General features: G+C 68.9%; 23 protein-coding genes. 12 read left to right on the top strand and 11 right to left on the bottom strand.

The window, feature by feature from the left end:
- The first annotated feature begins 43 nt into the window (after positions 1-43).
- The 7 genes from AC06FA_RS12275 to AC06FA_RS12245 all read left to right on the top strand — a co-directional run bounded on the left by AC06FA_RS12275 (position 44) and on the right by AC06FA_RS12245 (position 5431).
- Positions 44-736 carry a DsbA family oxidoreductase gene (locus AC06FA_RS12275; protein WP_478068547.1) on the top strand — a complete coding sequence of 231 codons (693 nt, stop codon included), beginning with the start codon at positions 44-46 and terminating at the stop codon, positions 734-736.
- Positions 737-891: 155 nt separating this feature from the next.
- The gene (gene nagZ / locus AC06FA_RS12270) at positions 892-1899 is read left to right on the top strand and encodes a beta-N-acetylhexosaminidase (protein ID WP_478068546.1); all 1008 of its coding nucleotides are present in this window, start codon (positions 892-894) and stop codon (positions 1897-1899) included.
- Positions 1899-2453 (top strand): hypoxanthine-guanine phosphoribosyltransferase, encoded by a 555-nt coding sequence (locus AC06FA_RS12265; RefSeq protein WP_312710117.1) that lies wholly within the window; start codon positions 1899-1901, stop codon positions 2451-2453. The genes nagZ and AC06FA_RS12265 overlap by 1 nt, the downstream gene beginning before the upstream one ends.
- An 82-nt stretch (positions 2454-2535) precedes the next feature.
- Entirely contained in the window at positions 2536-3282 is a 747-nt protein-coding gene (locus AC06FA_RS12260) for an S-methyl-5'-thioinosine phosphorylase (RefSeq protein WP_108750698.1), read from the top strand.
- Positions 3283-3369: 87 nt separating this feature from the next.
- Complete coding sequence (locus AC06FA_RS12255; protein ID WP_005410590.1) at positions 3370-3576, top strand: cold-shock protein; 207 nt, start codon at positions 3370-3372, stop codon at positions 3574-3576.
- A 125-nt stretch (positions 3577-3701) separates the two neighbouring features.
- On the top strand, positions 3702-4985 hold the full coding sequence (locus tag AC06FA_RS12250; protein WP_478068545.1) for an FAD-dependent oxidoreductase: 1284 nt from the start codon (positions 3702-3704) through the stop codon (positions 4983-4985).
- A gap of 176 nt (positions 4986-5161) precedes the next feature.
- Positions 5162-5431: a hypothetical protein gene (locus AC06FA_RS12245; RefSeq protein WP_478068544.1), complete on the top strand. Its 270-nt coding sequence runs from the start codon at positions 5162-5164 to the stop codon at positions 5429-5431.
- 2 nt (positions 5432-5433) lie between these two features.
- On the opposite strand, the gene pdeM is transcribed toward AC06FA_RS12245, so the two are convergent.
- The 4 genes from pdeM to AC06FA_RS12225 are packed head-to-tail and all read right to left on the bottom strand — an operon-like array spanning position 5434 to position 11123.
- Positions 5434-6075 carry a ligase-associated DNA damage response endonuclease PdeM gene (gene pdeM, locus AC06FA_RS12240; RefSeq protein ID WP_478068632.1) on the bottom strand — a complete coding sequence of 214 codons (642 nt, stop codon included), beginning with the start codon at positions 6073-6075 and terminating at the stop codon, positions 5434-5436.
- Complete coding sequence (locus tag AC06FA_RS12235; protein WP_478068543.1) at positions 6065-8524, bottom strand: ligase-associated DNA damage response DEXH box helicase; 2460 nt, start codon at positions 8522-8524, stop codon at positions 6065-6067. Before AC06FA_RS12235 ends, pdeM begins: the two co-directional genes overlap by 11 nt.
- Positions 8521-10128 carry an ATP-dependent DNA ligase gene (locus AC06FA_RS12230; RefSeq protein WP_478068542.1) on the bottom strand — a complete coding sequence of 536 codons (1608 nt, stop codon included), beginning with the start codon at positions 10126-10128 and terminating at the stop codon, positions 8521-8523. Before AC06FA_RS12230 ends, AC06FA_RS12235 begins: the two co-directional genes overlap by 4 nt.
- Positions 10125-11123, bottom strand: coding sequence for a ligase-associated DNA damage response exonuclease (locus AC06FA_RS12225; protein WP_478068541.1), 999 nt, complete (start codon positions 11121-11123; stop codon positions 10125-10127). The genes AC06FA_RS12230 and AC06FA_RS12225 overlap by 4 nt, the downstream gene beginning before the upstream one ends.
- Before the next feature lie 112 nt (positions 11124-11235).
- Between AC06FA_RS12225 and AC06FA_RS12220 the strand changes: the two genes are divergently transcribed.
- Positions 11236-12873, top strand: a complete 1638-nt coding sequence (locus AC06FA_RS12220; protein WP_478068540.1) for an acyl-CoA dehydrogenase family protein — start codon at positions 11236-11238, stop codon at positions 12871-12873.
- 33 nt (positions 12874-12906) lie between these two features.
- On the opposite strand, the gene AC06FA_RS12215 is transcribed toward AC06FA_RS12220, so the two are convergent.
- The 3 genes from AC06FA_RS12215 to AC06FA_RS12205 all read right to left on the bottom strand — a co-directional run bounded on the left by AC06FA_RS12215 (position 12907) and on the right by AC06FA_RS12205 (position 15106).
- Positions 12907-13317: a hypothetical protein gene (locus AC06FA_RS12215; RefSeq protein WP_478068539.1), complete on the bottom strand. Its 411-nt coding sequence runs from the start codon at positions 13315-13317 to the stop codon at positions 12907-12909.
- Between the two features lie 149 nt (positions 13318-13466).
- Positions 13467-13808: a hypothetical protein gene (locus AC06FA_RS12210; protein ID WP_108750689.1), complete on the bottom strand. Its 342-nt coding sequence runs from the start codon at positions 13806-13808 to the stop codon at positions 13467-13469.
- Between the two features lie 122 nt (positions 13809-13930).
- Positions 13931-15106, bottom strand: a complete 1176-nt coding sequence (locus AC06FA_RS12205; protein ID WP_478068538.1) for a thiolase family protein — start codon at positions 15104-15106, stop codon at positions 13931-13933.
- Positions 15107-15287: 181 nt separating this feature from the next.
- On the opposite strand from AC06FA_RS12205, the gene AC06FA_RS12200 reads away from it, so the two are divergent.
- The gene (locus tag AC06FA_RS12200; RefSeq protein ID WP_478068537.1) at positions 15288-18128 is read left to right on the top strand and encodes a S8 family serine peptidase; all 2841 of its coding nucleotides are present in this window, start codon (positions 15288-15290) and stop codon (positions 18126-18128) included.
- Positions 18129-18180: 52 nt separating this feature from the next.
- Here the strand turns inward: AC06FA_RS12200 and AC06FA_RS12195 are convergent, their stop codons facing one another.
- Positions 18181-19278 (bottom strand): Glu/Leu/Phe/Val dehydrogenase dimerization domain-containing protein, encoded by a 1098-nt coding sequence (locus AC06FA_RS12195; protein WP_312710130.1) that lies wholly within the window; start codon positions 19276-19278, stop codon positions 18181-18183.
- Between the two features lie 275 nt (positions 19279-19553).
- Here AC06FA_RS12195 and AC06FA_RS12190 point away from each other — a divergent pair, with 275 nt between their 5' ends.
- The gene (locus AC06FA_RS12190) at positions 19554-20621 is read left to right on the top strand and encodes an HDOD domain-containing protein (RefSeq protein ID WP_478068536.1); all 1068 of its coding nucleotides are present in this window, start codon (positions 19554-19556) and stop codon (positions 20619-20621) included.
- Positions 20622-20624: 3 nt separating this feature from the next.
- On the opposite strand, the gene AC06FA_RS12185 is transcribed toward AC06FA_RS12190, so the two are convergent.
- From AC06FA_RS12185 to AC06FA_RS12175, 3 genes are all read right to left on the bottom strand, one after another.
- Positions 20625-22193 carry a phospholipase D family protein gene (locus AC06FA_RS12185; RefSeq protein ID WP_478068535.1) on the bottom strand — a complete coding sequence of 523 codons (1569 nt, stop codon included), beginning with the start codon at positions 22191-22193 and terminating at the stop codon, positions 20625-20627.
- A gap of 134 nt (positions 22194-22327) precedes the next feature.
- Positions 22328-23026: an RNA pseudouridine synthase gene (locus AC06FA_RS12180; protein ID WP_478068534.1), complete on the bottom strand. Its 699-nt coding sequence runs from the start codon at positions 23024-23026 to the stop codon at positions 22328-22330.
- A gap of 46 nt (positions 23027-23072) precedes the next feature.
- Positions 23073-23573 carry a M48 metallopeptidase family protein gene (locus AC06FA_RS12175; RefSeq protein ID WP_049414246.1) on the bottom strand — a complete coding sequence of 167 codons (501 nt, stop codon included), beginning with the start codon at positions 23571-23573 and terminating at the stop codon, positions 23073-23075.
- 62 nt (positions 23574-23635) lie between these two features.
- Here AC06FA_RS12175 and AC06FA_RS12170 point away from each other — a divergent pair, with 62 nt between their 5' ends.
- Complete coding sequence (locus AC06FA_RS12170) at positions 23636-24193, top strand: DUF2058 domain-containing protein (protein ID WP_478068533.1); 558 nt, start codon at positions 23636-23638, stop codon at positions 24191-24193.
- A gap of 111 nt (positions 24194-24304) precedes the next feature.
- Entirely contained in the window at positions 24305-24571 is a 267-nt protein-coding gene (locus AC06FA_RS12165; RefSeq protein ID WP_478068532.1) for a DksA/TraR family C4-type zinc finger protein, read from the top strand.
- Positions 24572-25038: the final 467 nt, after the last annotated feature.

Genomic DNA, 25038 nt, shown 5'->3' with positions numbered 1-25038 from the left:
ACGCCCCCCTTTTTCCACCGCGGGGCGGCCCCATCTTCGGGGCATGAGAATCGATATCTACTCCGATGTGGTCTGTCCCTGGTGCTGGATCGGCAAGCACCGTTTCCAGCAGGGCGTGCAGTTGCTGGGTGCCGATGCGCCCGCACTGGACATCCACTGGCAGCCGTTCCAGCTTGATCCCGACGCCGATGCCACCCCGGTGCCGCTGCGCCAGGCCTATGCGCGCAAGTTCGGCGGTGCCGAGCGCACCGAGCAGATCCTGGGCCAGACCCAGTCCACCGCGCAGGCCGAGGGCCTGCCCATGGACTTCGGCCAGGGCCAGGTGCGGGTGACCACGCTGCCCGCGCACCGCCTGCTGTGGCTGGCCGGCGAACACGGCGTGCAGGATGCGGTGGGCGAAGCGCTGTTCCGCGCCCACTTCGAGCACGGCCAGAACCTGGCCGACCCCGCCGTACTGGTGAAGGCCGGTGCGGCCGGTGGGCTGGCCGCAACCGAGATCGAGCAGATGCTGGCCTCCGATCGCGGCCTGGCGCAGGTGCAGGCCAAGCTGGCCGATGCACAGGCGCTGGGCATCTCCTCGGTGCCCACCTTCGTGATCGATGGCCGCTGGGCGATTTCCGGCGCACAGCCGCCGGAAGCGTTCGCCCAGGCGCTGCGCCAGATCGCCGCCGAGCAGGGTGTATCGCCCGCCGCCGCGGCTGACGACGCCTGCGGCGCGGACGGCTGCACGGTGTAAGCCGCGCGGGATCCGACCCCGGGGTCGGATCCCCGCAGGGGCTCTGACCCCATTCCCGACCCCGCGTCCGTGTTCAGCCGAACACTGCGTCCATCGGCCGGTTCTGCGACAATGCGGCACTGCGCCATGCGGGCGCCTGTTGTGGAGATCGACCCATGCTGCTGATCGGCGTTGCCGGCACTGAACTGACCGCCCAGGAACGCGACTGGCTGCAGCACGATGCCGTGGCCGGGGTGGTGCTGTTCAAGCGCAACTTCGCCTCGCGCCAGCAGGTGACCGATCTGACCGCCGCCATCCGCGCCGCCGCGCCGCGTCCGCAGTTGCTGTGCGTGGACCAGGAAGGCGGCCGCGTGCAGCGCTTCCGCGAGGGCTACAGCGAACTGCCGCCGCTGCAGGACATTGGTGCGCTGTACGCGCGCGATCCGCAGCAAGCCTTGGCGCTGGCCGAACAGCACGCCTGGCTGATGGCCAGTGAGGTGCGCGCCAGCGGCCTGGACCTCAGCTTCGCCCCGGTGGTCGACCTGGCCCGTGGCAACCGCGCGATCGGCAACCGCGCCTTCAGCGAAGACCCGCAGGTGGTCGCCGCCTTCACTGCCGCCTATGTGCGCGGCATGCATGCGGTGGGCATGGCCGCCACGCTCAAGCATTTCCCCGGCCATGGCACCGTGCTGGAAGACACCCACGTCGATACCGCCATCGATCCGCGCGCGCTGGACGAACTGCGCACGCAGGACCTGGTGCCGTTCGGCGCCGGCATTGCCGCCGGTGCCGATGCGGTGATGATGGCCCACGTGATCTACCCGCAGGTGGCGCCGGAGCCGGCCGGCTATTCGCCGCGCTGGATCCAGGACATCCTGCGCGGTGAGCTGGGCTTCCGCGGCGTGGTGTTCTCCGATGACATCGGCATGGCCGCCTCGCACAGTGCCGGTGGCGTGCCGGCGCGCGTACATGCGCACCTCGATGCCGGCTGCGACGTGGTGCTGGTCTGCCACCCCGAGCTGGTCGATGAAGCCCTGCACGCCGTGCAGGGCCGTTCACTCAATACCGCCGCGCTGCTGGGCCTGCTTGGCCGCGGCGCACTTGGCTGGGACGGCCTGCTGGCCGATGCCCGCCATGGCTCCACCCAATCCCATCTGCTGCAAACCCTTGGAAGAACTGTCTGATGCCGAACCTCACCATTTCCCAGGCCCTGGCCCAGGCTGACCTGCTGGTCGACCGCCCCACCATCGACAAGGCCATTGCCAGCATCGCCGACGCCATCGCGCGCGACTACAAGGGCGAGGTGCCGCTGTTCCTGTCCATCATGCACGGCGCGCTGCCGTTCGCCGGCCAGCTGGCGCTGGAACTGGGCGCGCGCGGCCAGGACGTGCAGTTCGATTACCTGCACGCCACCCGCTACCGCGGTGAAACCACCGGCGGCGACCTGGTCTGGAAGCACAAGCCGGCCACCTCGCTGTTCGGCCGCCGCGTGCTGCTGGTGGACGACATCCTGGACGAGGGCTACACCCTGCAGGGCGTGCGCACCTGGTGCCTGGAACAGGGCGCCACCGATGTGCGCATCGCCGCCATGACCGTGAAGAAGCATGACCGCGCACTGGCCGATGTCAGCGCCGACTATGCTGGCATCGAGCTGCCCGACCGTTACGTGTTCGGCTTCGGCATGGACGTGAACGAGACCCTGCGCTGCGTGCCGGCCATCTATGCCATGAAGGAGTGACGGCGCGGCCGCTCGCGGCCGGTCCCACCCTGTCGCCGGCGCCCTCGGGTGCCGGCGTTCGTCTTTTTCTGGAGTGATTCCCATGCAACAGATTGCCCTGGCCGTGATCGGCGGTACCGGTGTCTACAACCTGGCCAAGCTGGATGACGTGCAGACCCACGAGGTCGAGACCCGCTTTGGTCGTCCGTCGGGCCCGGTGCGCGTCGGCACCCTGCTGGGCCACCGCGTGGCCTTCCTGGCGCGCCATGGCGAGGGCCATTCGCTGCCGCCGCACAAGATCAATTACCGCGCCAACCTGGCCGCGCTGCAGCAGATCGGCGCGCAGCGGGTGCTGGCGCTGAACACGGTGGGCGGCATCGGCGATGACTTCGGACCGCGCGTGCTGGCCTGTCCGGACCAGGTAATCGATTACACGTGGGGTCGTATCAGCACGATCTGCGAAGAAGACGGCACCGACGTGGTCCACGTCGACTTCGGTCATCCGTACACGCCGATGCTGCGCAGCAAGATCCTGGCGGCGGCGAAGGTGACCGGCGTGAAGGTGCACGACGGCGGCTGCTACGGCGCCACCCAGGGCCCGCGTCTGGAAACCATTGCCGAAATCGCCCGCATGCGCCGCGACGGCTGCGATCTGGTCGGCATGACCGGCATGCCCGAAGCCGCGCTGGCGCGGGAGCTGGGGCTGGATTACGCCTGCCTGGCGATCGTGGCCAACTGGGCCGCCGGCTGTGGCGACGGCGAGGAGATCACCATGGCCGAAGTGCTGGCAAACGTGCAGGCCGCCAGCAACGGACTTCCGGAACTGGTAGGCGAATTGGCACGGGGGTGATTGTCATCCTCGGGCAAGCTTTGCATACTCAGCCGGTACGCGGGTTCAGCGTACACCACCCATTCATTGCAAAGGTCTCGCATTAACATGCCGAACGGTACCGTCAAGTGGTTCAACGACGCCAAGGGATTTGGCTTCATCTCGCCGGAGGATGGCAGCGCCGACGTGTTCGCGCACTTCTCCGCCATCAACTCCAAGGGCTTCCGCAGCCTGCAGGAAGGCCAGCGTGTCACCTATGACGTGACCCAGGGCCCGAAGGGTGCCCAGGCTTCGAACATTACGCCGGCCGAGTGATCCACTCGACAGTGCGTTGAAAACCCCGCTCCGGCGGGGTTTTTTTTTGCGCACTGCGGCCACGATGCGCTGCGCGCGCGGTGGCTGCCGCTCCATTCCGATCACGCCTCGGGCACAATGCGGGCATGACGGAACGACTGCGCATTGCCGTGATCGGCTACGGCACCGCTGGCCAGGCATTGGCCATCCTGCTCACCCGTGATGGCCACGAGGTGGAGATCTTCGAACGCGTGCCCACGCCCGGCCCGGTGGGTGCCGGCTTCCTGCTGCAGCCCAGCGGCCTGCAGGTGCTGTGGCAGATGGGCCTGCTCGATGCGGTGCGCGCCCATGCCGCGCCGGTGCACCGCCTGTATGGCGATACGCCCTGCGAGCGTGCGGTGATGGACATGGGGTATGCCGGACTGGATGCCCGCCTGCACGGGCTGGGCATGCAGCGCGGCGCCCTGTTCTCGTTGCTGGAGGAGGCGCGTGCAGGCGCCGGCCACCTGCACGTGGGCACCGCCATCGAGGCGGTGGACAGCGCGCAAGGGCGCGTACGCGATGCGCAGGGGCGCTGGCACGGCCCGTTCGACCTGGTGGTCGCCGCCGACGGCGCAGCGTCCACCCTGCGCGGCACCGTCGAAGGCGGCACGGCGCTGGACCGGGTGTACCCGTGGGGCGCGCTGTGGTGCCTGCTGCCCGCCGAGGACTGGCCGCACATGCAGGAACTGCGGCAGCGCTACGTGGCGGCGCGCAAGATGATCGGACTGCTGCCGGTGGGCACCCGTCCCGGCGATGACACCCCCCGCCTGAGCTTCTTCTGGAGCCTGCCGCGTGATGATTTCGAGCGCTGGCAGCAGGACGGCATGGCGCCCTGGCTGCAGGAACTGCACGCGCTGTGGCCACAGGCCAGCGCGCGCTTCGCGCACCTGGTCGATGCCGGCCAGCTGGCACGCGCGGTGTACCGCGATGCGGTGATGAAGCGCTGGCACCATGGCCGCCTGGTGCTGGCCGGTGATGCCGCACATTCGATGAGCCCGCAGTTGGGGCAGGGCGTGAACATGGCCCTGATCGACGCACTGGCGCTGCGCGATGCGCTGCGCAGCCACCGTGGCGAAGCGGCGCTGCAGGCCTACCAGGCACAGCGGCGCGCGCATGTGGCGGTGTACCAGCGCTGGAGCCGCTGGCTGACGCCGCTGTTCCAGTCCAATGGCGATCTCTGGGCGCATGCACGCGATGTGCTGCTGGGCCCGATGGGGCGCATGCCGGGCGGGCGCGGGCACATGCTGCGCGTGCTGAGCGGTACCCAGCACGGTTGGTTCGGCAAACTGCCGCTGGACGCCGCCTTCATCGCCGCGCTGGCGGCAGCGCCCGCCCACACCGCATCGAGCACCGTGGTCGTGCCCGCTGTGAACGTGCCCGTCACGTGAAATAACGAACACCTCACCGCAGGTGTGCGAGAACAGGGTTGCACGCGCACGCCGCGTCGCCCGTTTTCCTTTCCGTGATCGAACACTCCGTGATCGAACTTCGCGCATGGCCCGGGCGGCCGCGCCGTCGCGGCCTGCTGCGGCCCGGATGCGCCGCCTGTTCGAAGGAGGATGCCATGTTGTTCGCGGTCCACGAGCTGGAATCGGAAATCTGCAAACTGCGCGGTCTGCTGCAGATGCTGCACGAGGACCAGCCCGACGTGCTGGAGGATGTCTTTGAATTCCACGTGGGCAGCCTGATCAGCCACGCGGGCGCCGAACACCATGGCTACATCCGCACCTGTGCGCAGGAAATGCTTGCCGCCGTGCGCGCGCTGCCGCGGCACGCAGGCAGCAGCGAACCCACGTTTCGACTGATGCCGGACATGCTGGCCCGCCCGGCCTGATCCTAGCGGGCAGGCAGCGGCACCAGGGCGCCCTCGACGCAGGCGATGCGCTGTTCATCGCGTGCTGGCGGCACGACGACGCCAGCGGTGAATGCGGAGAATGCCGGCAGCACGCTGACCCCGGGGCGCAGCCAGAACGCCGGAAAGCGGCGGCGCAGCGCCGGCAGGGCGATCTGCGGATGCACGTGACCGGCAATGACGCAGGCAGCGGGCTCGGGCTCTGGTTCGTGGCGCAGCACGATGTCGCCCATCCGCACCTGCGCGTGCAGCTGCACCTGCAGTGCGGCTGCACTGAGCTGGCGGTCATGGTTGCCGCGGATTACATGCACGTCCAGAGCGTAATGCTGCTCGCGCCAGGCCAGCCATTGCGCCTGCCACACGCTGCGGTGCAGCGGGCCATGCAGCATGTCACCGAGGATCCATAGTTCGCGGCATGCATGTTGCTGCACAAGCACCTGCAGTCGTTGCAGGTCGGTCTGGGTGCCGCCCGAGGGCAGCGAGATGCCCGCGCGGCGGAACACATCGGCCTTGCCCAGGTGCAGGTCGGCAACCAGCAGCGCCTGGCGGGCCGGCCACAACAGTGCACGCGCGCCCAGCATGCGCAGCGTTTCACCGGCCAGTTGCAGGGGCAGTTCAGCGTTGATGGCGGCGTTCCAGCTGTTGCGCAGCGCGTTGTACGCGCGTGCGCCAGTCTTCGTTGCTGAACTGCCCACGCAGGCGCTCGGCCCACAGCGGAAAACCCAGCGGTGTGAGTGATGCCGGTTGCTGCAGTGAGATGGTCTGCCGGCTGATGCGTGCCAGCGTCTGCTGCAGGCCGGGCAGATCCAGGGCGTCCCGCAGCACTTCCTGTTCGGCCAGCGCCAGCAGCAGGTGTTCCGGATCGTGCTGGCGCAGTACGTCGTACAGCAGGCCCGCCGAGGCCTGCAACTGGCGCAGCGAGCGCGGCATGCCACCGGGCAGGCTGGGCACCAGCAGTCCGGCCACGCGTGCGATGCCGCGGAACTGGCGGCGCGCCAGCTCGCCCAGATTCACCGCCGCACGCAGGTCATCCAGCAGCCCGTCGGCGCTGAACAAGGCCTGCCAGCCCTGCGCATCCAGAGCGATCGGTTGCGCCGGTGCCAGCACCAGGCCGTGATCGTTCACCGCATAGCCAATGCTGTTGCGCTGCTGCCGCGTGCAGCGTAGTGCCAGCAGCGCTGCCAGCGCTTCATGTACATGGCGCCCGGCAAAGGGGTAGACGAACAGGAACTGGCCCTCGCGGCGGCGCACGTCCTCCACCAGCAGCTGCGCCGGCGTGGGCTGCGCGGATACGCGTGACTGCAGCGCGAGCAGCGGCGCCAGCCACCGCGATTCGGCGCTGTCATCGGCCCCGGACAGCACCGCTGCCACGGCCTGGCCCAGCGGCATCGACAGGGGCAGCTGGCCGCCCTGCCAGCGCGGCACGCTGCCGTCGCCGCGGCCACGCGCCACCCGCACGTAGGCGGTCATGTCACGCAGCTGCACCAGCTCCAGCAGACGCCCGGCGAACTGGAAGCGGTCACCCGGGCGCAGCCGACTGGCGAACTGTTCTTCCACCGAGCCCAGGCCGCCGCCGCGCAGGAACTGCACGCGCACGCTGCCATCGCTGCTGATGGTGCCGATCGACAGGCGGTGCCGCAGGGCCTGGCGGCGATCGGGCACCCGGTAGGTGCCGGTGTCATCGATCACCACCTTGTGGAAATCCGGATACTGCGACAACGCCTGGCCACCCTGCACGATGAAGTCCAGCACGGCCTGCCACTGCGCAGCGCTCAGATCGGCAAAGGCGTGGGTGCGCCGTACCTGGGCCAGCAATGCATCGGCCTGGAAACCGCCGGCCAGCGCGCAGCTCACCGCATGCTGGGCCAGCACATCCAGTGAAAGTACGGGCGGCGGACGCGCTTCCACCACGCCCTCGCGCAGCGCGTTACGCACCGCCGCAAACTCCGCCACTTCCAGCGCGTGGCTGGGAATGCAGGTGATGCAGCCGCTGGCGCCGGGACGGTGGCGGGCACGGCCAGCGCGCTGGCGCAGGCGCGCCACGCCCTTGGGGCTGCCCAGTTGCAGCACCTGGTCCACTTCCGGGAAATCGACCCCCAGGTCCAGGCTGGAGGTGGCCACCACGCAGCGCAGCGTGCCGCCACGCAAGCCGTCTTCCACCTGCTGGCGCAGGGTCGGGTCCAGCGAGCCGTGGTGCAGGGCCAGCGTTGCAGCGTCCTCTGGCCACACCGCGGAAAGTGCCTGGTGCCACAGCTCGGCCTGGGCGCGGGTGTTGGTGAACAGCAGCGTGCTGCGTGCGTGCATGATGGCCTGCAGCACCCGTGGCAGCTGCGACAGGCCCAGGTGGCCCGCCCACGGAAAGCGCTCGCCCGGTTCGGGCAGCAGGGTCTGCACCTGCACCGGACGTTGCCGCGCGCCTTCCACCACCGGCGCTGCGGGTCGGTCGGGCAGCAGCACCTGTCGCGCCTGCGGCAGGTTGCCCAGGGTGGCCGACAGCCCCCACAGCTGCAGCGCGGGGGTGCTGTCGCGCAGTCGCGCCAGGTTCAACTGCAGCAGCACGCCACGCTTGTTGCCCAGCAGCTCGTGCCATTCGTCCACCACCACGCAGCGCAGCTGGCGCATGCGCGGCAGGGTGTCGGGGTAGCTCAGCAACAGCGCCAACGATTCCGGCGTGGTCACCAGTACATCCACCCGGCCTTCGCGGGCCTGGCGACGCTCGCGGCTGCTGGCATCGCCGGTGCGCAGGCCCACTTTCCAGCCCAGTCCAATGCCATCGATGGCCGCCTGCAGCGCGCGCGCGGTATCGCTGGCCAGTGCCCGCAGCGGCGTGATCCACACCACCTGCAACGGGCGCACGGCGTTGGCCCGTGCCGGTGCAGGCGGTGGATCGATCAGCGCCTGCAGCAGGGGACCGCCGAACATCGCCAGCGTCTTGCCACTGCCGGTTGGCGTGTGCAGCAGACCGGATTCGCCTGCCAGGTAGTGTCGCCACATCGCGCGCTGGAACGGCAGCGGGCGCCAGCCGCGCGACGCGAACCACGCCTGCAGGCGCTGCAGGGCCTGTGCCCGGGTCATCGCGCCAGTGCCTGCAGGGTGTGCAGCTGGTCGGCCTCGCTGGCGGGCTTGTCATGGCGCCAGCGCAGGATGCGTGGAAAGCGCACGGCGATACCCGACTTGTGACGGTTGCTGCGGTTCACTGCTTCGAACCCCAGCTCGAACACCTGCACGGCGTCGACACTGCGCACGGGCCCGAAGCGCTCGCGCGTGTGCGCGCGAATCCAGCGGTCCAGCGTCAGGATTTCCTTGTCGTCCAGGCCCGAATAGGCCTTGGCCACCGGCACCAGCGTTTCACCGTCCCACACGCCAAAGGTGTAATCGGTGTACAGCGTGCTGCGCCGGCCGTGGCCAGCCTGTGCATACAGCAATACCGCGTCGATGGTGAGCGGGTCGATCTTCCATTTCCACCAGTCGCCGCGCCGGCGCCCCGCCTGGTAGACCGAATCGCGGCGCTTGATCATCAGGCCTTCCACGCCCCGCTCGCGGGCGGCCGCGCGCAGGCGCGCCGCATCGTCCCAATCGTCGGCAGCTACCTGCGGCGACATCTGCAGGCGCGGATCGGCCAGTGCACCGAGCAGCTGCGCCAGTTGCGCGCGCCGCTCGTGCAGGGGCAGCTCGCGCAGATCCCGGCCATCGTGTTCCAGCAGGTCGTAGGCCAACACGCGCACCGGGGTATTGCGCAGGGTGGCCGCGCCGGGTTTGCGGCGCTGGATGCGGGTCTGCAATGCAGTGAAGGGGCGCGGCAGGTCATCGGCGGTATCCCAGGCCAGCAGCTCGCCGTCGATCACGCAGCCGTCGGGCAGGGCGGCGGCGGCCTGCTCGATCTCCGGAAAACGGCCATCCAGCCGTTCTTCGCCGCGCGACCACAACGCCACCTCGCCGCTTCGGCGCAGCAGCTGCAGGCGGATGCCATCCCACTTCCATTCCAGCAGCCAGTCCTGCAGCGCGCCCAGCCGCTCGGCCGGCGCGCCTTCCAGCGGCGAGGCCAGGAAGAACGGGTAGGGTTGCTGGCGATCGCTGGGCAGTTCCTCCGCCGACAGCAGCCGTGACATCGCGGTGGGCGAGGGCACCCACTCACCCAGCATGCGCTGGGCGATGCGCGCGATATCCAGCCCCGACCATTCGGCCAGCGCCTGCTGCACCAATCGCTGCGATACGCCAACACGCAGTGCGCCGGTCAGCAGCTTGTTGAAGACCAGGCGTTCGGCGGCGGGAAGCTGCTGCCAGCCCTGCAGTACCGCGGCATGCCGCAGCGCTTCGTCCTGGTTGGCCACCGCCAGCAGGTGCTGCTCGATCCAGTCGGCCAGTGCGCGGTTCGGGGCGGGCGTGGCCGGATCATCCAGCAGCAGGGTCAGCGTCTCCGCCAGATCGCCCACCTGCGCATAGCTGTCGTCCACCAGCCACGGCGGAAGCGCGGACGCCTCGGCAATCCAGCGCCGCAGTTCACCGCTGGCCGCCACCTTGCGGCGCGCGCCGCCCACCTTGCCGCCGCTCAGCAGGTACACCGCCCACGCGGCATCATGCGGGCGCGCCGTGCGGAAGTAATCGACCAGCGCCGCACGCTTGTCCAGCGTTGCGGTGCTGCGGTCCAGGCGCTGGTAGAGCGCGGCGAAGGCCTTCATTCCTCGGCCCCGAAGTCGGTACGGAAAGCTTCGGCGGCGACACCGCGCTCGCGCAGGAACGGAATCAGCGCATCGGTGTTGCCGTGGGTGGCGATGATGCGGCGTGCGCCGGTCTGTTCGATGGTCTGCAGCAGCGCCGGCCAATCAGCGTGGTCGGAAATGACGAAGCCGCGATCGACGTTGCGCCGGCGCCGGTTGCCGCGCAGGTGCATCCACCCCGAAGCGAAACCCAACTGGTGGCGGCCAAAACGACGCAGCCACGGCGTGCCGGCTGCCGAGGGTGGGGCCAGTATCAGCTGGCCGGCCGCATCGGGTGTGCGCCCCTGTTCGGATACGGTCACGGTGTCCAGCATGTCCACGCCGGCCTGGCGGTACACCGCCACGCCGTTGGCGATGGCGCCGTGCAGCCAGGCCGGTTGGTCGTCCAGGGGCAGCAGTTCGGCCAGCACGCGTTGGGCCTTGCCCAGGGCATAGCACAGCAGCACCGCCGCTTCCCCGCGCGCGGCGCATTCGCGGCGCCAGGCCACGATGTCGGCGGCGACATCGGCGGTGTGCGGCCAGCGATAGATCGGCAGGGCGAAGGTGGCTTCGCTGATGAAGGTATCGCAGGGCACGACTTCGAACGGCGTGCAGGTGGGATCGTGCTGGCGCTTGTAGTCGCCCGAGGCCACCCAGACCTGGCGGCCATCATCGATGCGCACCTGCGTCGACCCCAGCACGTGCCCCGCCGGGTGCAGCGATACCTGCACCCGGCCCAGCGTAAAAGCCGTTCCTTCGTCATGCGCGTGCAGGGGCACATCGCCCAGCCGCCAGCGCAGGATCGGCACGCTGCCGGTGCTGCAGTGGTATTCGCCCATGCCCGGGCGCGCATGGTCGCCGTGGCCGTGGGTGATGACCGCGCGTGGCACCGGCCGCCACGGGTCGATGTGGAAATCGCCCGCCGCGCAGTACAGGCCTTCTGGCCGCAATACCACCAGATCTTCGTTGTCGCTCATGTGGCCACTCTGGCGTGGCGCTCGTGCAGGCGGTGAGAACCGGGCTGAACACGGGCTGGCCAGGCGATGCGGCACAATCGATGTGCTCCTTTTCCGCAACGGGAAGCAATGGATGAACGGACCGGGCTTCAGCAGCAACGTTCCCTACGAAACGCATGTGGTGCTGAACCAGCCGCCACCGTTCGCAGGGCGCCAGTTATGGACCGACGACGTCGCGCTGGTCGAGGCGGTGCAGCGCGAGGGTGGGGGCGCGTTCGCATCGCGGTTGGCGGTGTACGGCGCACTGGCCGGCGACGAGCTGTATCGACTGGGCTTCGATGCGAACCGTGATCGCCCGCGGCTGCGCACGCACGATGCGCAGGGGCATCGCATCGATCTGGTGGAATTCCACCCCGCCTACCACCAGCTGATGGGCGCGGCCAAGCAGCACGGCGTGGCCGGGCTTTCCTGGCACGAACCGCAACCGGGCGCACACGTGGCGCGTGCCGCGTTGAGCTACCTGCACCACCAGGCCGAAGCGGGCACCAGCTGCCCGCTGACCATGACCCACGCCGCGGTGGCGGTGCTGCGCTCGCAGCCGCACCTGGCCGAATGGGCACGCAAGGCGGCCGCGCCGGTTTACGATTCGCGCGATGTGCCGGTGGCCGACAAGGCCGGCATCACCCTGGGCATGGGCATGACCGAAAAGCAGGGCGGGTCGGATGTGCGTGCCAACAGCACCCGCGCCGAACCGCTCGATGGCGAGCGTTATCGCCTGTCGGGGCACAAATGGTTCTTCTCCGCGCCGATGAGCGACGGCTTCCTGGTGCTGGCGCAGGCGCCCGGTGGGCTGACCTGCCTGCTGATGCCGCGCCGTCTGGCCGATGGCGATCGCAACGCGTTCCGGCTGATGCGGCTGAAGGACAAGCTGGGCGACTGGGCCAATGCGTCCAGCGAAGTGGAATTCTGCGGCGCCCAGGCCTGGCGCGTGGGCGAGGAAGGGCGCGGGGTCGCCACCATCATCGGCATGGTGATGATGACCCGGCTGGACTGCATGCTGGGCGCAGCGGCGGAAATGCGCATGGCGCTGGCCCAGGCCCTGCACCATGCGCGCCATCGCCGCGCGTTCGGCAAGCCGCTGGTGGAACACGCGCTGATGACCAACGTGCTGGCCGACCTGGCGCTGGAATCGGAGGCGGCCACGGTGCTGGCGATGCGCATTGCGCGCGCGGTGGATCGGGCGGCCATTGATCCGGCCGAAGCGGCGCTGGCGCGGGTGGGGACGGCGCTGGGCAAGTACTGGCTGTGCAAGCGCGCCCCGGCCTTCGTCAACGAAGCGCAGGAATGCCTGGGCGGTGCCGGCTACGTGGAAGAGTCGATGCTGCCGCGCCTGTACCGGCAGGCACCGTTGAATTCGATCTGGGAAGGCAGCGGCAACATCCAGTGCCTGGACGTGCTGCGCGCGCTGGCGCGTGAGCCGGAAACCCTGGCCGCGCTGCAGCAGGAACTGCAGGCCGCAGCCGATGCCGATCTGCGCTATTCGCAGGCGCTGCAGCGCTGGGAAGAGGCCCCCTCGTTCGATGAAGGGCAGGCACGGGCGTTCTGCGAACGCACGGCATTGCTGCTGCAGGCATCAGTGCTGCTGCGCGCGGAAAGCCCGGTGGCCGATGCGTTCATCCGCAGCCGCCTGCTGGGCGAACACGGGCTGGCGCTGGGCACGTTGCCGCCCGGGCTGGACCTAGGCGGAATCCTGCTGCGCGCGCTGCCCTGACGTCGCCGGGCATGGCCCGGCGACGGTGTGGGGTCAGTGCTTGGCTTCTTCGTGGGCGGCGTTCGCCTTCGCGTCATCTGCGACATCGCGTGCCTTGTCGGCGACCTTCTGCGCGGCATCGGCCGTAGCATCGCTGGCGTGGGCAGCAGCATCGGTCGCCGCGGCCTTGGCCTGGTCGGCGGCGTTAGCGGTCGCATCCGCCGCCTTGTCCAGCGCCTGCTGGGTATCGGCAGCGGCCTGCTCGGAGGCGGCGGCGGTCTTGTCAGCGGCGTCGCGGGTGGCTTCGGCGGCCTTGTCCACCGCATCGCGCGCGGCGGCACCGGCGCTGTCGGCGGCCTGCGCGGCATCCTGGCGGGCCTGCTCGGCCTCCGGGCCCTTGCAGGCGGCCAGGGCCAGCACCAGCGAAGCGGCCAGCAGGGAAGTGGTCAGCGTGCGGATCTTCATGGCGGTCTCCGGTACAGCGATGGATGGGGACGCCAGCCTATTCAGGCCCCTGTGAAGGCCCGGTCGCGAGTTCATCGGCAGGATTCAGGCAAAGAAAAAGCCGCTGGCGAACCAGCGGCTTTTCCAGAACAGCGTGAAGAAAGAAGTTATTACTTCTTGGCTTCTTCAGCAGCGTCCTTGGCCTGCTCGGCGGTGGCTTCACCGGCCTTGGCAGCGTCGGCAGCAGCGCCGGCAGCAGCGTCGGTGGCAGCAGCGCCAGCCTGGGCAGCAGCGTCGGTCGAAGCGTCGGCAGCGGTGGCGGCGGTGTCAGCAGCCTGCTGGGCAGCGTCGGCGGTCTGGGCGCCGGCAGCGGCGGCCTGGTCGGCAGCAGCCTGGGCTTCGGTGGCGGCTTCGTTGGCCGAAGCAGCGGCGTCCTGGGCAGCTTCCTGCTTCGAGCAGGCGGCCAGGGCCAGGGCCAGGGACATAGCGACCAGCAGCTTGTTGATGCTCATTGTGTGAATCCTCGTCGTTAGATTAGGCAACGCGCAACTGCGCGCCGACAACATGATGACAAGCCAAGATTGGGTGTCAAGCGCTCCCGCATTCATTTTTGCGAAATCGCCGTTAATTCCTTTCAGATCAACTCGATGGCGATTGCGGTCGCTTCGCCGCCGCCGATGCACAGGGTAGCGATGCCGCGCTTGCCGCCGCGCGTGCGCAACGCGTTGACCAGGGTGACCACCAGGCGTGCGCCCGAGGCGCCGATCGGATGGCCCAGTGCGCAGGCACCGCCATTCACGTTGAGCTTGTCGTGGCTGATGCCCAGTTCGCGCATCGGCGCCATGGCCACCACCGCAAAGGCCTCGTTCACTTCGAACAGGTCGACCTGGTCCAGCGTCCAGCCGGTCTTCTCCAGCAGCGCGTGGATCGCACCGATCGGGGCGGTGGTGAACCACTCCGGTTCCTGCGAATGGGTGGCGTGGCCGACGATGCGCGCCAGCGGGGTGATGCCGCGCGCAGCCGCATCGTCTTCGGCCAGCAGGACCACGGCCGCAGCGCCGTCGGAAATGCTGGACGAACTGGCGGCGGTCACGCTGCCATCCTTCTTGAACGCCGGGCGCAGGGTCGGAATCTTGGCGATGTCCGAGCGGCCGGGCTGTTCGTCGCTGGCGAACTCGACCTCACCCTTGCGGGTGGCGACCTTCACCGCGACGATTTCGTCGGCGAATGCGCCATTGGCCTGCGCGGCCTGCGCACGGCGCACCGATTCGATGGAGTAGGCGTCCTGTTCCTCGCGGGTGAACTGGTACTTGTCCACCGCGCATTCGGCGAATTCGCCCATGGCCTTGCCGTCGTAGGCATTGACCAGGCCGTCGTGGGCCATGTGGTCCACCGCCTGGAAGTTGCCGAAACGGTTGCCGGTGCGCGAATTGGGCAGCATGTGCGGGGCGTTGGACATCGATTCCATGCCGCCGGCCACCACCACCTTGGCCGAACCGGCCTTGATCAGGTCGTGGCCCAGCATGATGGTCTTCATGCCCGAACCGCAGACCTTGTTCAGCGTGGTCGCACCGGCCGACAGCGGAATGCCGGCGGCGATGGCGGCCTGGCGGGCCGGGGCCTGGCCCAGGTTGGCCGACAGCACGCAGCCCATCAGGACTTCGGACACGTCGCTGGCCGGAACCCCGGACTGTTCAAGGGCGGCGGCGATGGCGGCCGCGCCGAGGGTCGGGGTGGGCACGCCGTTGAACTGGCCCAGGAAGGAGCCAATGGCAGTGCGCTTGGCGGCGGCGATGACGATGTTGGACATGGCAATCTCGTTGATGCGTGAGCAATGTTCGGAAAGGAGACGGCGGGCGTTGGAAGCGGCGCCATTTCCCGGCAGACTGCGTGGGGGTCGGCCCAGTATAGAGGGTCGGCGGTAGCTGCCGCTGGCAGCACTGGATGCCTGCAAGGGGTTGCGGCAGGCCAACGTTCATGGGAAGGAAACGATGGAACGTAAGACGATGGGCAGGTCGGTTCTGGCTTCGGCACTGGTGGCCGCGCTGAGCGCGTGTGGGGGGGGCGGTGGTGGCAGCAACGTGCGCATCGACCCGCCGCCCACCACGCCGCCGGTGACACCGCCGCCCACCACGACCAATCCCGCCAAACCGACCGAACCGGCGGTCAACGCGCATCTGGTGCAGACCAATGCCCTGGCGGCGCAGTCGGCGGGCCTGACCGGCCAGGGCGTGCGCATCGGCATCGTCGATTCCGGCGTCAAGCGCGACACCGCTGCACTCAACGGCCGCGTGGTGGCCAACCTCAACTACGTCGATCCGGCACGCAACAATCTCAACAACGATGACGTGGTCGGCCACGGCACGGCGGTGGCCAGCCTCGCGGCGGGCGCAAGCGTTGGCGCCTGGCCGGGCGGCATCGCCCCGGGCGCGCAGATCGTCTCGGCGCGCATCATTGCCGATACCTCGCCCACCGACGACGGCAGCGGCCAGGGCAACTCTTTCAGCGGCCCGCTGGGCGTGGCGGGCATCCACCAGGACCTGATCAGCTACGGCGTGAAGGTCATGAACAATTCCTGGGGCGGGCTGTACTGGACCGATCTGGCCACCACCGCGCAGGTCGCGGCCGAGTACCGTCCCTTCATCATGAGCAACGGCGGCCTGGTGGTGTTTGCATCGGGCAACGAAGGCCGTGACCAGCCCAGCAGCGTGGCGGCACTGCCCAGCCAGCGCGGCGTGGGCGGCTCGCTGCCGGCGGCCGATCTGGAAAAGGGTTGGCTGGTGGCCACCGCCATCGATCCCAACAAGCCCGGCGAACGCACCAGCTGGGCCAACGCCTGTGGCGATGCGGCGCGCTACTGCCTGACCGCACCGGGCAGCGCCGTGTTTCCCGAGCGCAACGGCAACGGCTACCAGTGGAACTACGGTACTTCGTTCGCCGCGCCGCTGGTGTCTGGCGCGGCCGCGCTGGTCTGGGAACGCTTCCCGTACTTCGACAACGATCTGGTGCGGCAGACCCTGCTGGGCACGGCCACCGACATCGGTGCGCCCGGCGTGGACGCGGTGTACGGCTACGGCCTGCTGAATGTCGGCAAGGCGGTGAACGGGCCGGGACGCTTCGACTGGGGCAACACCACCGTCAATGTCTCGCAGCTGGGCCTGGATTCGGTCTGGAGCAACAACATCAGTGGCAGTGGCGGCTTGATCAAACAGGGTGAAGGTTCGCTGGGCCTGTCCGGCACCAACACCTACACCGGCGACACCCGCATCGAGCGTGGCACGCTGGCGCTGCGCGACGGCGCTTCCATCACCTCCAACGTGGTGATCGTGGCGCAGGCAGTCAGCTCCAACGCGGCCGCATTGCAGTTCCGGACCGGCACGACCCGGGTCAAGGGCAACGTCGACAACGGCGCCGCCGTGATCGTGCGCGATGCCAACAGCACGGCCACCATCGAAGGCAATTACCTGCACCGCAATGGCGCGCGCCTGATGATCTCGCTGGGTTCCAACCCGCTTGCCATCACCGGGACGGCCACCCTGCAGGGCGGCGACGTGCATGTGTCCAGCGTGGTCAGCGGTTACGTACCGGCCAATGGCCGCAGCCAGACCGTGCTGCAGGCCGGGCAGGGCGTCACCGGTACGTTCAATGGGGTCAGCAACAGCCTCAATGCGGGCAGCCTGCTGGACGCTTCGCTCAGCTATGGCAGCAACGACGTTACCTTGAACATCAATCGGGTCAACGTGACCAGCGCGGCATCGGCGGCTGGCCTGGGCGCCAGTACGCAGGCCTCGGCCTCGCGCGTGGAACGTGCCTTCGAAGCGCTCGATGACGGTACCGAGGTCACCGGTCTGTTCACCCAGGGCGCGGGCGCGCTGCAGGGTGTGCAGGGCAACCAGGCACTGCAGCAGAGCCTGGACAGTCTGTCGGGCAAGGCGCATGCACTGGCCACGGCGGCCACCTTCGACAGCATCGATCTGGGCCGTCGCGCACTCTCCGCGCGCTTTGGCCAGGTGCAGGGCGCACCGCGCCTGGTCGGCGCCTGGCAGAACGCCCTGGGCGAAGTCGGCCAGGGCAGCTTCTCGGCCGGCGGTGCCGATACCCACGGCTGGATGATGGGGCAGGACACGGCGCTGGGCAGCAACGGCGTGCTGGGCTTTGCCTTCGGTGAAACGCGCAGCTTCGGCAACCGCGCCTGGGGCAGCGATCGTGGTCGTGACCGGCAGTCGCAGGCGCAGCTGTACGCCGGCTGGAATGCCGGTGGTGCGTATGCGCTGGGGCAGGTCGGTGCGGGCCAGTTCAACCGCGAGATCGATCGCCAGCTGCTGCTGGGCGCGGGCCAGTACGGGGTCAACGCCCGCTACGGTGGCAACTTCAGCACGGCCAGCGTGGAGGCCGGTTACCGCTTCGGCTGGGCCGGTGCGTCACTCACACCGTACCTGGGCGCAGACTACACCCGCGTGGACAGCGATCGCTTCAGCGAGCAGGGCGGGTTGGGCTTCGGCCTGCGCAGCGCAGGCGACGCCAGCAGTCGCAGCCAGGCGCTGGCCGGTGTGCGCGCAGAGCGCCAGTGGCGCCACTGGGCGCTGCGTGGCTATGCCGAATGGCAGCAGCAGTTGTCCAGCCAGGGCATGGATGCGCAGGCCAGCTTCGTCGGCATCGATGCCTGGGCGCCGATGGCCGGGTTGCAGCCGATGCGTTCGGGTGGCCTGCTGGGGTTGTCGGTGGAGTCGTGGCTGAGCCGCAACAGCCGGCTCAGCTTCGGTTACGACCAGCGCTTCGGTCCGCGTGGTGACCTGAGCCAGGTGGCCCTGCGCTACAGCGCCGCCTTCTGACGATGCGGCCAACGGCCATGCCCGGCGCGATGCCGGGCGTGGCCAGCGCGCGTCAGCCGCCGCGCAGGTTGCCCAGGCGCGGGGTGCTGCGGCCCAACGGCATCTTCAGCTTGCCGATGGACAGGATGCGCGCCTCGGCAATGCGGTCGGCGGCGCGCTGCGGCGCGATGTTCTCGCGCTGGGACAGCTCGAAGATGCGCGTCAGGTTGTGGTAGATGCTGCGGATCAGGCGCATCGCGCGTTCACGGTTGTAGCCGTCGATCTCCAGCGACACGTTCATCACGCCACCGGCGTTCACCGCGTAATCCGGTGCATACAGGATGCCGCGGGCATGCAGCTCATCGCCGATCTCCAGGCTGGACAGCTGGTTGTTGGCGGTGCCGCAGATGATCTTCGCCTTGATGCGCGGCAGGGTGTCGGCGTTGATCGCCCCTTCCAGCGCGCACGGCGCGAACACGTCGGCGTTCACTTCATGGATCTCGTCGGGCTTGACCGCCTCGGCGCCGAAATCGCTGACCGCACGGTCGACCAGCGCACTGTCCAGGTCGGTCACGTACAGCTTGGCGCCGCGGTCACGCAGCAGCTTCACCAGTTCCATGCCGATGTGGCCCAGGCCCTGCACGGCGATGCTGGTCTTGCCCACCTCTTCGTGCCCGAACTTGACCCGCAGCGAGGCCATCAGCGCCTGCAGCGCGCCATAGGCGGTGAACGGGGCCGGGTCGCCGGAACCGCCATGCACCTGGTGCACGCCGGTCACGAACTGGCTTTCCAGGTAGATGTTCTCCATGTCGTTCACATCGGTGCCGACGTCCTCGGCGGTGATGTAACGCCCGCCCAGCGAATCAACGTAACGGCCGAAGGCGCGGAACAGGACTTCGGTCTTGTCCACCTTCGGGTCGCCGATGATGACGGCCTTGCCGCCCCCCACGTTCAACCCGGCCAGTGCGTTCTTGTAGGTCATGGTGCGGCTCAGCCGCAGCACGTCGTTCAAGGCCTCGTCCGTGCTGGCGTAGGGGCGCATGCGCACGCCGCCCAGGGCAGGGCCCAGGGTGGTGTTGTGAATGGCGATGATCGCCTTCAGGCCGGCATCCTGGCTGTGGCAGAACACCACCTGCTCATGACCGGTGGTGGCGAGGGTTTCGAATAGCATGGCGTCTCCGATGGCGCGATCAGCGGCGAACTGCAGCGAACTGCCAATGAACGGTAGGGTCCCAAAACAAAAAAAGCGACGTCGTCATGGCTGGGGGACGGGTCGCGCGGCGCCATTCTAGTCCATTCGTCCGGCCGATGCCGTGCACGGCCGGGGCTGCGGCGTTAAAGAAGATGAAAGTGCGGCCGATGCTGCGACGACGGCAGGTCGCCGAATGGAACGAAGGCGCAGGTGCAGGCAGTGGCAGCAGCAGGGCAACAACACGGCGGGCGCCGGTGAGGCCGGCCTGGTGGCAAGCGATGGCGGACTGGCTGGCTGGGCGGCGGGCGGCCGCGCCCGTGCGCCGTGCCCCGGCACAGGCGCCGGCCCTGGCGGCACAGCCCAGCGAGACCCTGCCCGCCGATGGGTTGGCCGCACACCTGCAGCGCAGCCTGCATGCGCTGGCCCTGTCCCCGCACCTGGTCGGTGCGCCGGCGGGATCGGCCAGCTCGCCGCTGGCCGAAGCCGTGGATCGCGCCCTGCAGGACCGTGACTGGGCCACCCGGCAGTTGCCGCGCCGGCCGCAGCTGCTGCCGCAGCTGATCCAGACCGTGAACGACGATGCCGCCTCGGCACGGGTGATGGCGGCGATCATCGGCCAGGACCCGGTGCTGACCGGCAACCTGCTGCGCATTGCCAACAGCCCGGCCTACAAGGTGCACGAACGGCCGGTGGAAAGCCTGCAGCGCGCGGTGACCCTGGTCGGTACCGAGGGCGTGCGCCAGATCATCAGCGCCGTGCTTGTGCAGCCGGTCATGCAGGTGCAGTGCGAGGTCTTCCCGCAGTTCAGCAGCATCATCTGGGAGCATGCGCTGCTGGCCTCGCGCGCCGCCGCCGACCACGCCCGTACCGTCAGTTTCGGTGACGCCTTCGCCGCGCAGTGGCTGGGGTTGGTGCAGGGGCTGGGCGCGGCACTGGTGATGCGCCAGGTGCTGCACGAGGCACAGGGGCGCAGCGGCACGGTGGACGCAGCGCTGGCACTGGACCTGCTGCAGCGCTGGTCGTTGCCGCTGGCGCAGCGGGTGGCGGCGGCCTGGGACCTGCCCGAACCGGTGCACCAGGCGCTGGCCGCCGATGCGTCCGGCCCGCTGGCCGACAGCCTGCGGCTGGGCAGCGCCGCCGCAGCGGCCAGCCTGTTGTGCCGGCACGGCCATGGCAGCCAGGTGCGCATGCTGGCGCTGCTGGAACAGCTGCCATCGGCGCCACCGCATGCACTGCGCTGGATCTGGCGGCGGCTGCACGGGCGCGCGGTGGAAACCGTGGATGAAGCCGTGGCCGATGACAGTGCATCGCCCATGCCGTAAGGCCTACAGCTGCGATTCGAGCGGCAGCCAGCTGATCACCCGCGCGGTCCAGCGTTTGCCCAGTGAACTACCCGGCTCGCGCCCCACCCAGTGCGGTGGCGGCTGCCGTTCCAGCCAGCGCAGTTGGTTACCGGCATCCAACGCCAGCCACCAGCTGTGCTGCGGGTCGGCCAGCCGCAGGTATTCCTGGCGCAGGCGCGCGCCCAGCACGGGGTCGTCGAAGAGCACGCCCATTTCCGTGTTGAGGTAGGCCGAGCGCGGATCCAGGTTGAACGAGCCGACGAAGCCGCGCCGGTCGTCGACGATGAACGCCTTGGTGTGCAGGCTGGCGCCGCTGCTGCCGAACAGGCTGCTGTCGCCGGGTTCGCCCTGCGCCTTCAGTTCGTACACCTGCACGCCGGCCTGCAGCAGGGGCACCCGGTAGCCCATGTAGCCGCCGTGTACCGCGGCCACATCGTTGGCGGCCAGAGAATTGGTCACCACGCCAACCTGCGCACCGCGCGCGGCCATGGCCGAAAGCCCCTGCAGCCCTTCCGCGCCGGGGACGAAGTAGGGCGAGATCAGCAGCGCGGTGTGCCGGGTGCTCTGCAGCTGCGCCGCCAGGGCGGTGACCAGCCAGTCGCCGCGCGCATCGTCGCGGTGCTTCATCGGTGGGTCTGACAGGATCCGCACCTGCGCGCTCCAGTGCAGCGGTTCCGGGCCGGGCTGGCGCAGCGCGCGCGATGTCGCCACGCGCTGCAGGTACGGGCGGCTGCTGTCATGCAGCGCATCCCGATCGGACTGGCGCAGCAGCACGCGCAGCTGCGCCTGGTTGTAATGGGCCAGCGCGCTGATCGGGATCGCAGCGTCGCTGTTCCAGTACTCGTCGAAGATGCGGTTGGCCTGCTCCACGGCGGGGCCGGCGACCACCAGGTCCAGGTCCTGGAAGTTCACGTCATCGCGGGCGCTGAAGTACTCCTCGCCGATGTTGCGGCCGCCGACGATGGCAACGCGGCCGTCGGCGATCCAGCTCTTGTTGTGCATGCGGTGGTTCACGCTGAAGGCGCGCTGCACCAGCTCCAGCGTGCGGGCGATGCCGCTGCGGTTGCGGAACGGGTTGTACAGGCGGATCTCGATGTTCGGGTGCGCATCGAGCGCCAGCATCAGCGCGTCCTTGTCCTTGGCATTCATGTCATCCAGCAGCAGGCGCACGCGCACGCCGCGCTCGGCCGCGTCGTGCAGCGCCTTGGCCATCAGGTGGCCAACGCGGTCGTCGTGCCAGATGTAGTACTGCAGGTCCAGGCTGCGCCCGGCCTGTTCGGTGATGACCGCGCGCGCGGCGAAGGCATCCAGCCCATCGCTGAGGAAGGCCACGCCGGACTGGTTCGGGTGGGCGGCCAGCAGCGGCGCCAGCTGGCGATCGATGGCCGTCTGTGCCGGCTGCAGCGGCAGCACCTTCGAAGCGGATCCGCGCGCGCTGGGGGTGAGATGGTCGGCCAGCAGCAGGCCGGAAAGCACCAGCAACAGCAGGGCGGCGACAATGATGGCGACGACACGCAGCAGGCGTCGCCACAAGGGCGTGGGCGGGCTCATGCCGCCATGCTAGTAGATCCACGCCATGCGTGGATGGCGCTTCATGGGTTGCCCTTGGGGTCAGAGCCCTTGCCTGCGGCAAGGGATCCGACCCCGTGGCGGCCTGCGGCAAGGGATCCGACCCCGTGGCGGGCTCAGAACCGCTCGTCGCTGCCCAGGTAACGCCACTGCCCTGGCGGCAGCGGCCCCAGCGCCACGCGGCCGATGCGCAGCCTGCGCACGCCCGTCACCTGCAGGCCCGCAACGGTTACCGCGGCCCTCAGGCCTTTGGCGGTCAGCCCCTTGCCGGCAAAACGCAGGCGCTGCTCACTCTGCCAACTGACCTTGGCGCCACCGGCTTCCTGCTGCAGGCGCGCCAGCAGCCACGGGCCGCGCTCGGGGCCGCCTTCGGCCACTTCCACCAGGTATTCCTGCTCGGTGCGGCCCAGGTTGCGTTGCAGGTGGGCGAGGGTGGCCGGGTCCTGGCTGACCACCACCAGGCCGCTGTCGGCAGCCGGAAGCGAGGCCGCCAGCTGCAAGCCGTGGAAATGACGCTGCAGCGGACGGATGTCGCTGGCATCCAGCTCGCTGCGCGTGGCGCTGCTGACCAGCGCGCACAGCGTCTCGGCGGCCACGCCGGCCGGCTTGTGCAGCAGCATGCTGACCCGCTCGGCCTTGCTGTCATCGGCCTGTTCGGCCACGACCACGACCGCGTGCTCATCGACCGGGCGCTGCGGCTGCTCGACCACCTCGCCATCGACCGTGACCCAGCCGCCCTCGATGTAGCGGCGTGCTTCGCCACGTGGGATGCCGAGCTGGGCGGACAGGCGTTTGTCGAGGCGGATCGGTTCCATGGCAGGCAGGTCGGTCAGGGGCGCGCAGTGTAGCTGCTGTGGCCGGTCAGCGCTGGCTGCGGTTGGCCAGCTCGGTCAGGTACAGGCGGGTATCGAATTCCAGCTGCAGGTAGTCCGGTTCCATGTGCTGGCACAGCTGGTAGAAGGCCTTGTTGTGGTCGGCTTCCTTCAGGTGGGCCAGCTCATGCACCACGATCATGCGCAGGAACGCGGCCGGTGCCTGGCGGAACACGGTGGCGATGCGGATCTCGCGGCTGGCCTTCAGGCGGCTGCCATGCACGCGGGAAATGGCGGTGTGCGTGCCCAGCGCGTGCTTGATCACTTCCAGCGTGTTGTCGTAGCAGACCTTGTTGAGCGGCACCGACTTGCGCAGGTAGCGGTCCTTCAGCTCCTGGGTGTAGTCGTACAGCTGGCGGTCGCTGCGCACTTCGTGCGGGTCGGGGTAGCGCTGCTGCAGCCAGGGGCCGAGCTTGCCCTGGGCCAGCAGTTCGCTGACCTGGGCGACCAGGGGTTCGGGGTAGCCGGTGAGGTACTTCAGGACAGCCATGCAGGGGCGGCGGGGCGTCGGTAGAATGGGGCATCCAAGATTACACGCGGTACGCAACGACCATGGCAAAGCCCAACGCGCTGCAGGAACAATTGCTCAAGGCCGGCCTGGCCAAGAAGTCGCAGGCCAGCGCTGCCGCGCGCGAACAGGCCAAGGCCCGCCAGGGCAAGGCCGAATCGGCTTCGGCCGAGGTGCAGCGCGAAGCTGAACGCGCGCGCGCCGAGAAGGTCGAGCGCGACCGCGCACTGGCGGCCGAGCGCAATGCGCAGGCCAGGCAGGCTGAACAGAAGGCGCAGGCGCGGCAGATCATCACGGCCCATGCGGTGCCCCACAAGGGCGATGACGAATACCGATTCAGCGATGGCACGGCCATCCGCACCCTGCTGATCGATCCCAAGCTGCGCAAGGCGCTGTCGGTGGGCGTGCTGGTCATCGTGGCGCACGGCGACGGTTACGCCCTGCTGCCGCGTGCGGCCGCCGAGAAGGTGCGCGAGCGCGCGCCGGAAGCGATCATCGTCGACCACGGCCAGCCGGGCTCGACGGCCGAGATCTCCACCGGCAATGCCGAGGACGACGCGTACTACGCCCAGTTCCAGGTGCCCGACGACCTGGTCTGGTAAGGCGCGGCTGAACCGGTTGCCACGCCGCCGGGCATGACCCGGTGCGGTCGATTGCGGTTGCAGGTAGGGTCCCCATATCAGGGGCATACCTGACAGTTGCGGAGGTGAGCCATGGCCACCGGTTGGGCGGGAGACGGCGCGGTCCAGGACCAGATCGACGCCACCGTGGACGATGCGATTGCCCGCGCGCGGCGCCAGCTGCGCCAGGGCCCGGGTCTGGAGTACTGTGAGGAATGCGACGCGCCGATTCCCTTGGCGCGGCGCCAGGCCGTGCCAGGCGTGCGTCTGTGCGTGGCCTGCCAGCAGGCGCTGGACGACGAAGAACAGGCCCATGCCGGCTACAACAGGCGCGGCAGCAAGGACAGCCAGTTGCGGTGAGAGGGGTTTTGCAGGGCTGCGCCCTGCACCTGCTCAACGTCAACGTCAACGTCCAAAGCAAAAGCGGGCATTCCGTGGGATGGCGGGGCGGTGTCGGATTGCGGGGACGCCGCAAGTACGTCCCTGTAGGCTTGGCAGCCGCATCCATGCGGCTGACACCCCGCAATCCGACACCGCCCCACCTCTGACAGATTCCTGCGCTGTTGGTAGGTGTCGACCTCGGTCGACACAGTAGATCCACGCCATGCGTGGATGATCTCTGTCGTAATCGAAAATTTCGAATTGAATTCGAAACGCATCCACGCATGGCGTGGATCTACTGGCCATCGCGGCATGCGCGGCAGTTGGTAGGTGTCGACCTTGGTCGACACATCTGACAGATGGGGTTTTGCTGGGCTGCGCCCTGCACCCCTGTAGAGTCGAGCATGGCTCGACTGTAGAGTCGAGCCATGCTCGACTGAAGCAAC

The organism is Stenotrophomonas sp. Steno-C17, assembly GCF_056393165.1.
This window is presented reverse-complemented; position numbering and strand designations above follow the sequence as displayed.

Excerpts from the sequence above, each read along its gene's own strand:
- AC06FA_RS12275 (WP_478068547.1), top strand. The coding sequence starts at position 44 with ATGAGAATCGATATCTACTCCGATGTGGTCTGTCCCTGGTGCTGGATC.
- nagZ (WP_478068546.1), top strand. The coding sequence starts at position 892 with ATGCTGCTGATCGGCGTTGCCGGCACTGAACTGACCGCCCAGGAACGC.
- AC06FA_RS12265 (WP_312710117.1), top strand. The coding sequence starts at position 1,899 with ATGCCGAACCTCACCATTTCCCAGGCCCTGGCCCAGGCTGACCTGCTG.
- AC06FA_RS12260 (WP_108750698.1), top strand. The coding sequence starts at position 2,536 with ATGCAACAGATTGCCCTGGCCGTGATCGGCGGTACCGGTGTCTACAAC.
- AC06FA_RS12255 (WP_005410590.1), top strand. The coding sequence starts at position 3,370 with ATGCCGAACGGTACCGTCAAGTGGTTCAACGACGCCAAGGGATTTGGC.
- AC06FA_RS12250 (WP_478068545.1), top strand. The coding sequence starts at position 3,702 with ATGACGGAACGACTGCGCATTGCCGTGATCGGCTACGGCACCGCTGGC.
- AC06FA_RS12245 (WP_478068544.1), top strand. The coding sequence starts at position 5,162 with ATGTTGTTCGCGGTCCACGAGCTGGAATCGGAAATCTGCAAACTGCGC.
- AC06FA_RS12235 (WP_478068543.1), bottom strand. The coding sequence starts at position 8,524 with ATGACCCGGGCACAGGCCCTGCAGCGCCTGCAGGCGTGGTTCGCGTCG.
- AC06FA_RS12230 (WP_478068542.1), bottom strand. The coding sequence starts at position 10,128 with ATGAAGGCCTTCGCCGCGCTCTACCAGCGCCTGGACCGCAGCACCGCA.
- AC06FA_RS12225 (WP_478068541.1), bottom strand. The coding sequence starts at position 11,123 with ATGAGCGACAACGAAGATCTGGTGGTATTGCGGCCAGAAGGCCTGTAC.
- AC06FA_RS12220 (WP_478068540.1), top strand. The coding sequence starts at position 11,236 with ATGAACGGACCGGGCTTCAGCAGCAACGTTCCCTACGAAACGCATGTG.
- AC06FA_RS12215 (WP_478068539.1), bottom strand. The coding sequence starts at position 13,317 with ATGAAGATCCGCACGCTGACCACTTCCCTGCTGGCCGCTTCGCTGGTG.
- AC06FA_RS12210 (WP_108750689.1), bottom strand. The coding sequence starts at position 13,808 with ATGAGCATCAACAAGCTGCTGGTCGCTATGTCCCTGGCCCTGGCCCTG.
- AC06FA_RS12205 (WP_478068538.1), bottom strand. The coding sequence starts at position 15,106 with ATGTCCAACATCGTCATCGCCGCCGCCAAGCGCACTGCCATTGGCTCC.
- AC06FA_RS12200 (WP_478068537.1), top strand. The coding sequence starts at position 15,288 with ATGGAACGTAAGACGATGGGCAGGTCGGTTCTGGCTTCGGCACTGGTG.
- AC06FA_RS12195 (WP_312710130.1), bottom strand. The coding sequence starts at position 19,278 with ATGCTATTCGAAACCCTCGCCACCACCGGTCATGAGCAGGTGGTGTTC.
- AC06FA_RS12185 (WP_478068535.1), bottom strand. The coding sequence starts at position 22,193 with ATGAGCCCGCCCACGCCCTTGTGGCGACGCCTGCTGCGTGTCGTCGCC.
- AC06FA_RS12180 (WP_478068534.1), bottom strand. The coding sequence starts at position 23,026 with ATGGAACCGATCCGCCTCGACAAACGCCTGTCCGCCCAGCTCGGCATC.
- AC06FA_RS12175 (WP_049414246.1), bottom strand. The coding sequence starts at position 23,573 with ATGGCTGTCCTGAAGTACCTCACCGGCTACCCCGAACCCCTGGTCGCC.
- AC06FA_RS12170 (WP_478068533.1), top strand. The coding sequence starts at position 23,636 with ATGGCAAAGCCCAACGCGCTGCAGGAACAATTGCTCAAGGCCGGCCTG.
- AC06FA_RS12165 (WP_478068532.1), top strand. The coding sequence starts at position 24,305 with ATGGCCACCGGTTGGGCGGGAGACGGCGCGGTCCAGGACCAGATCGAC.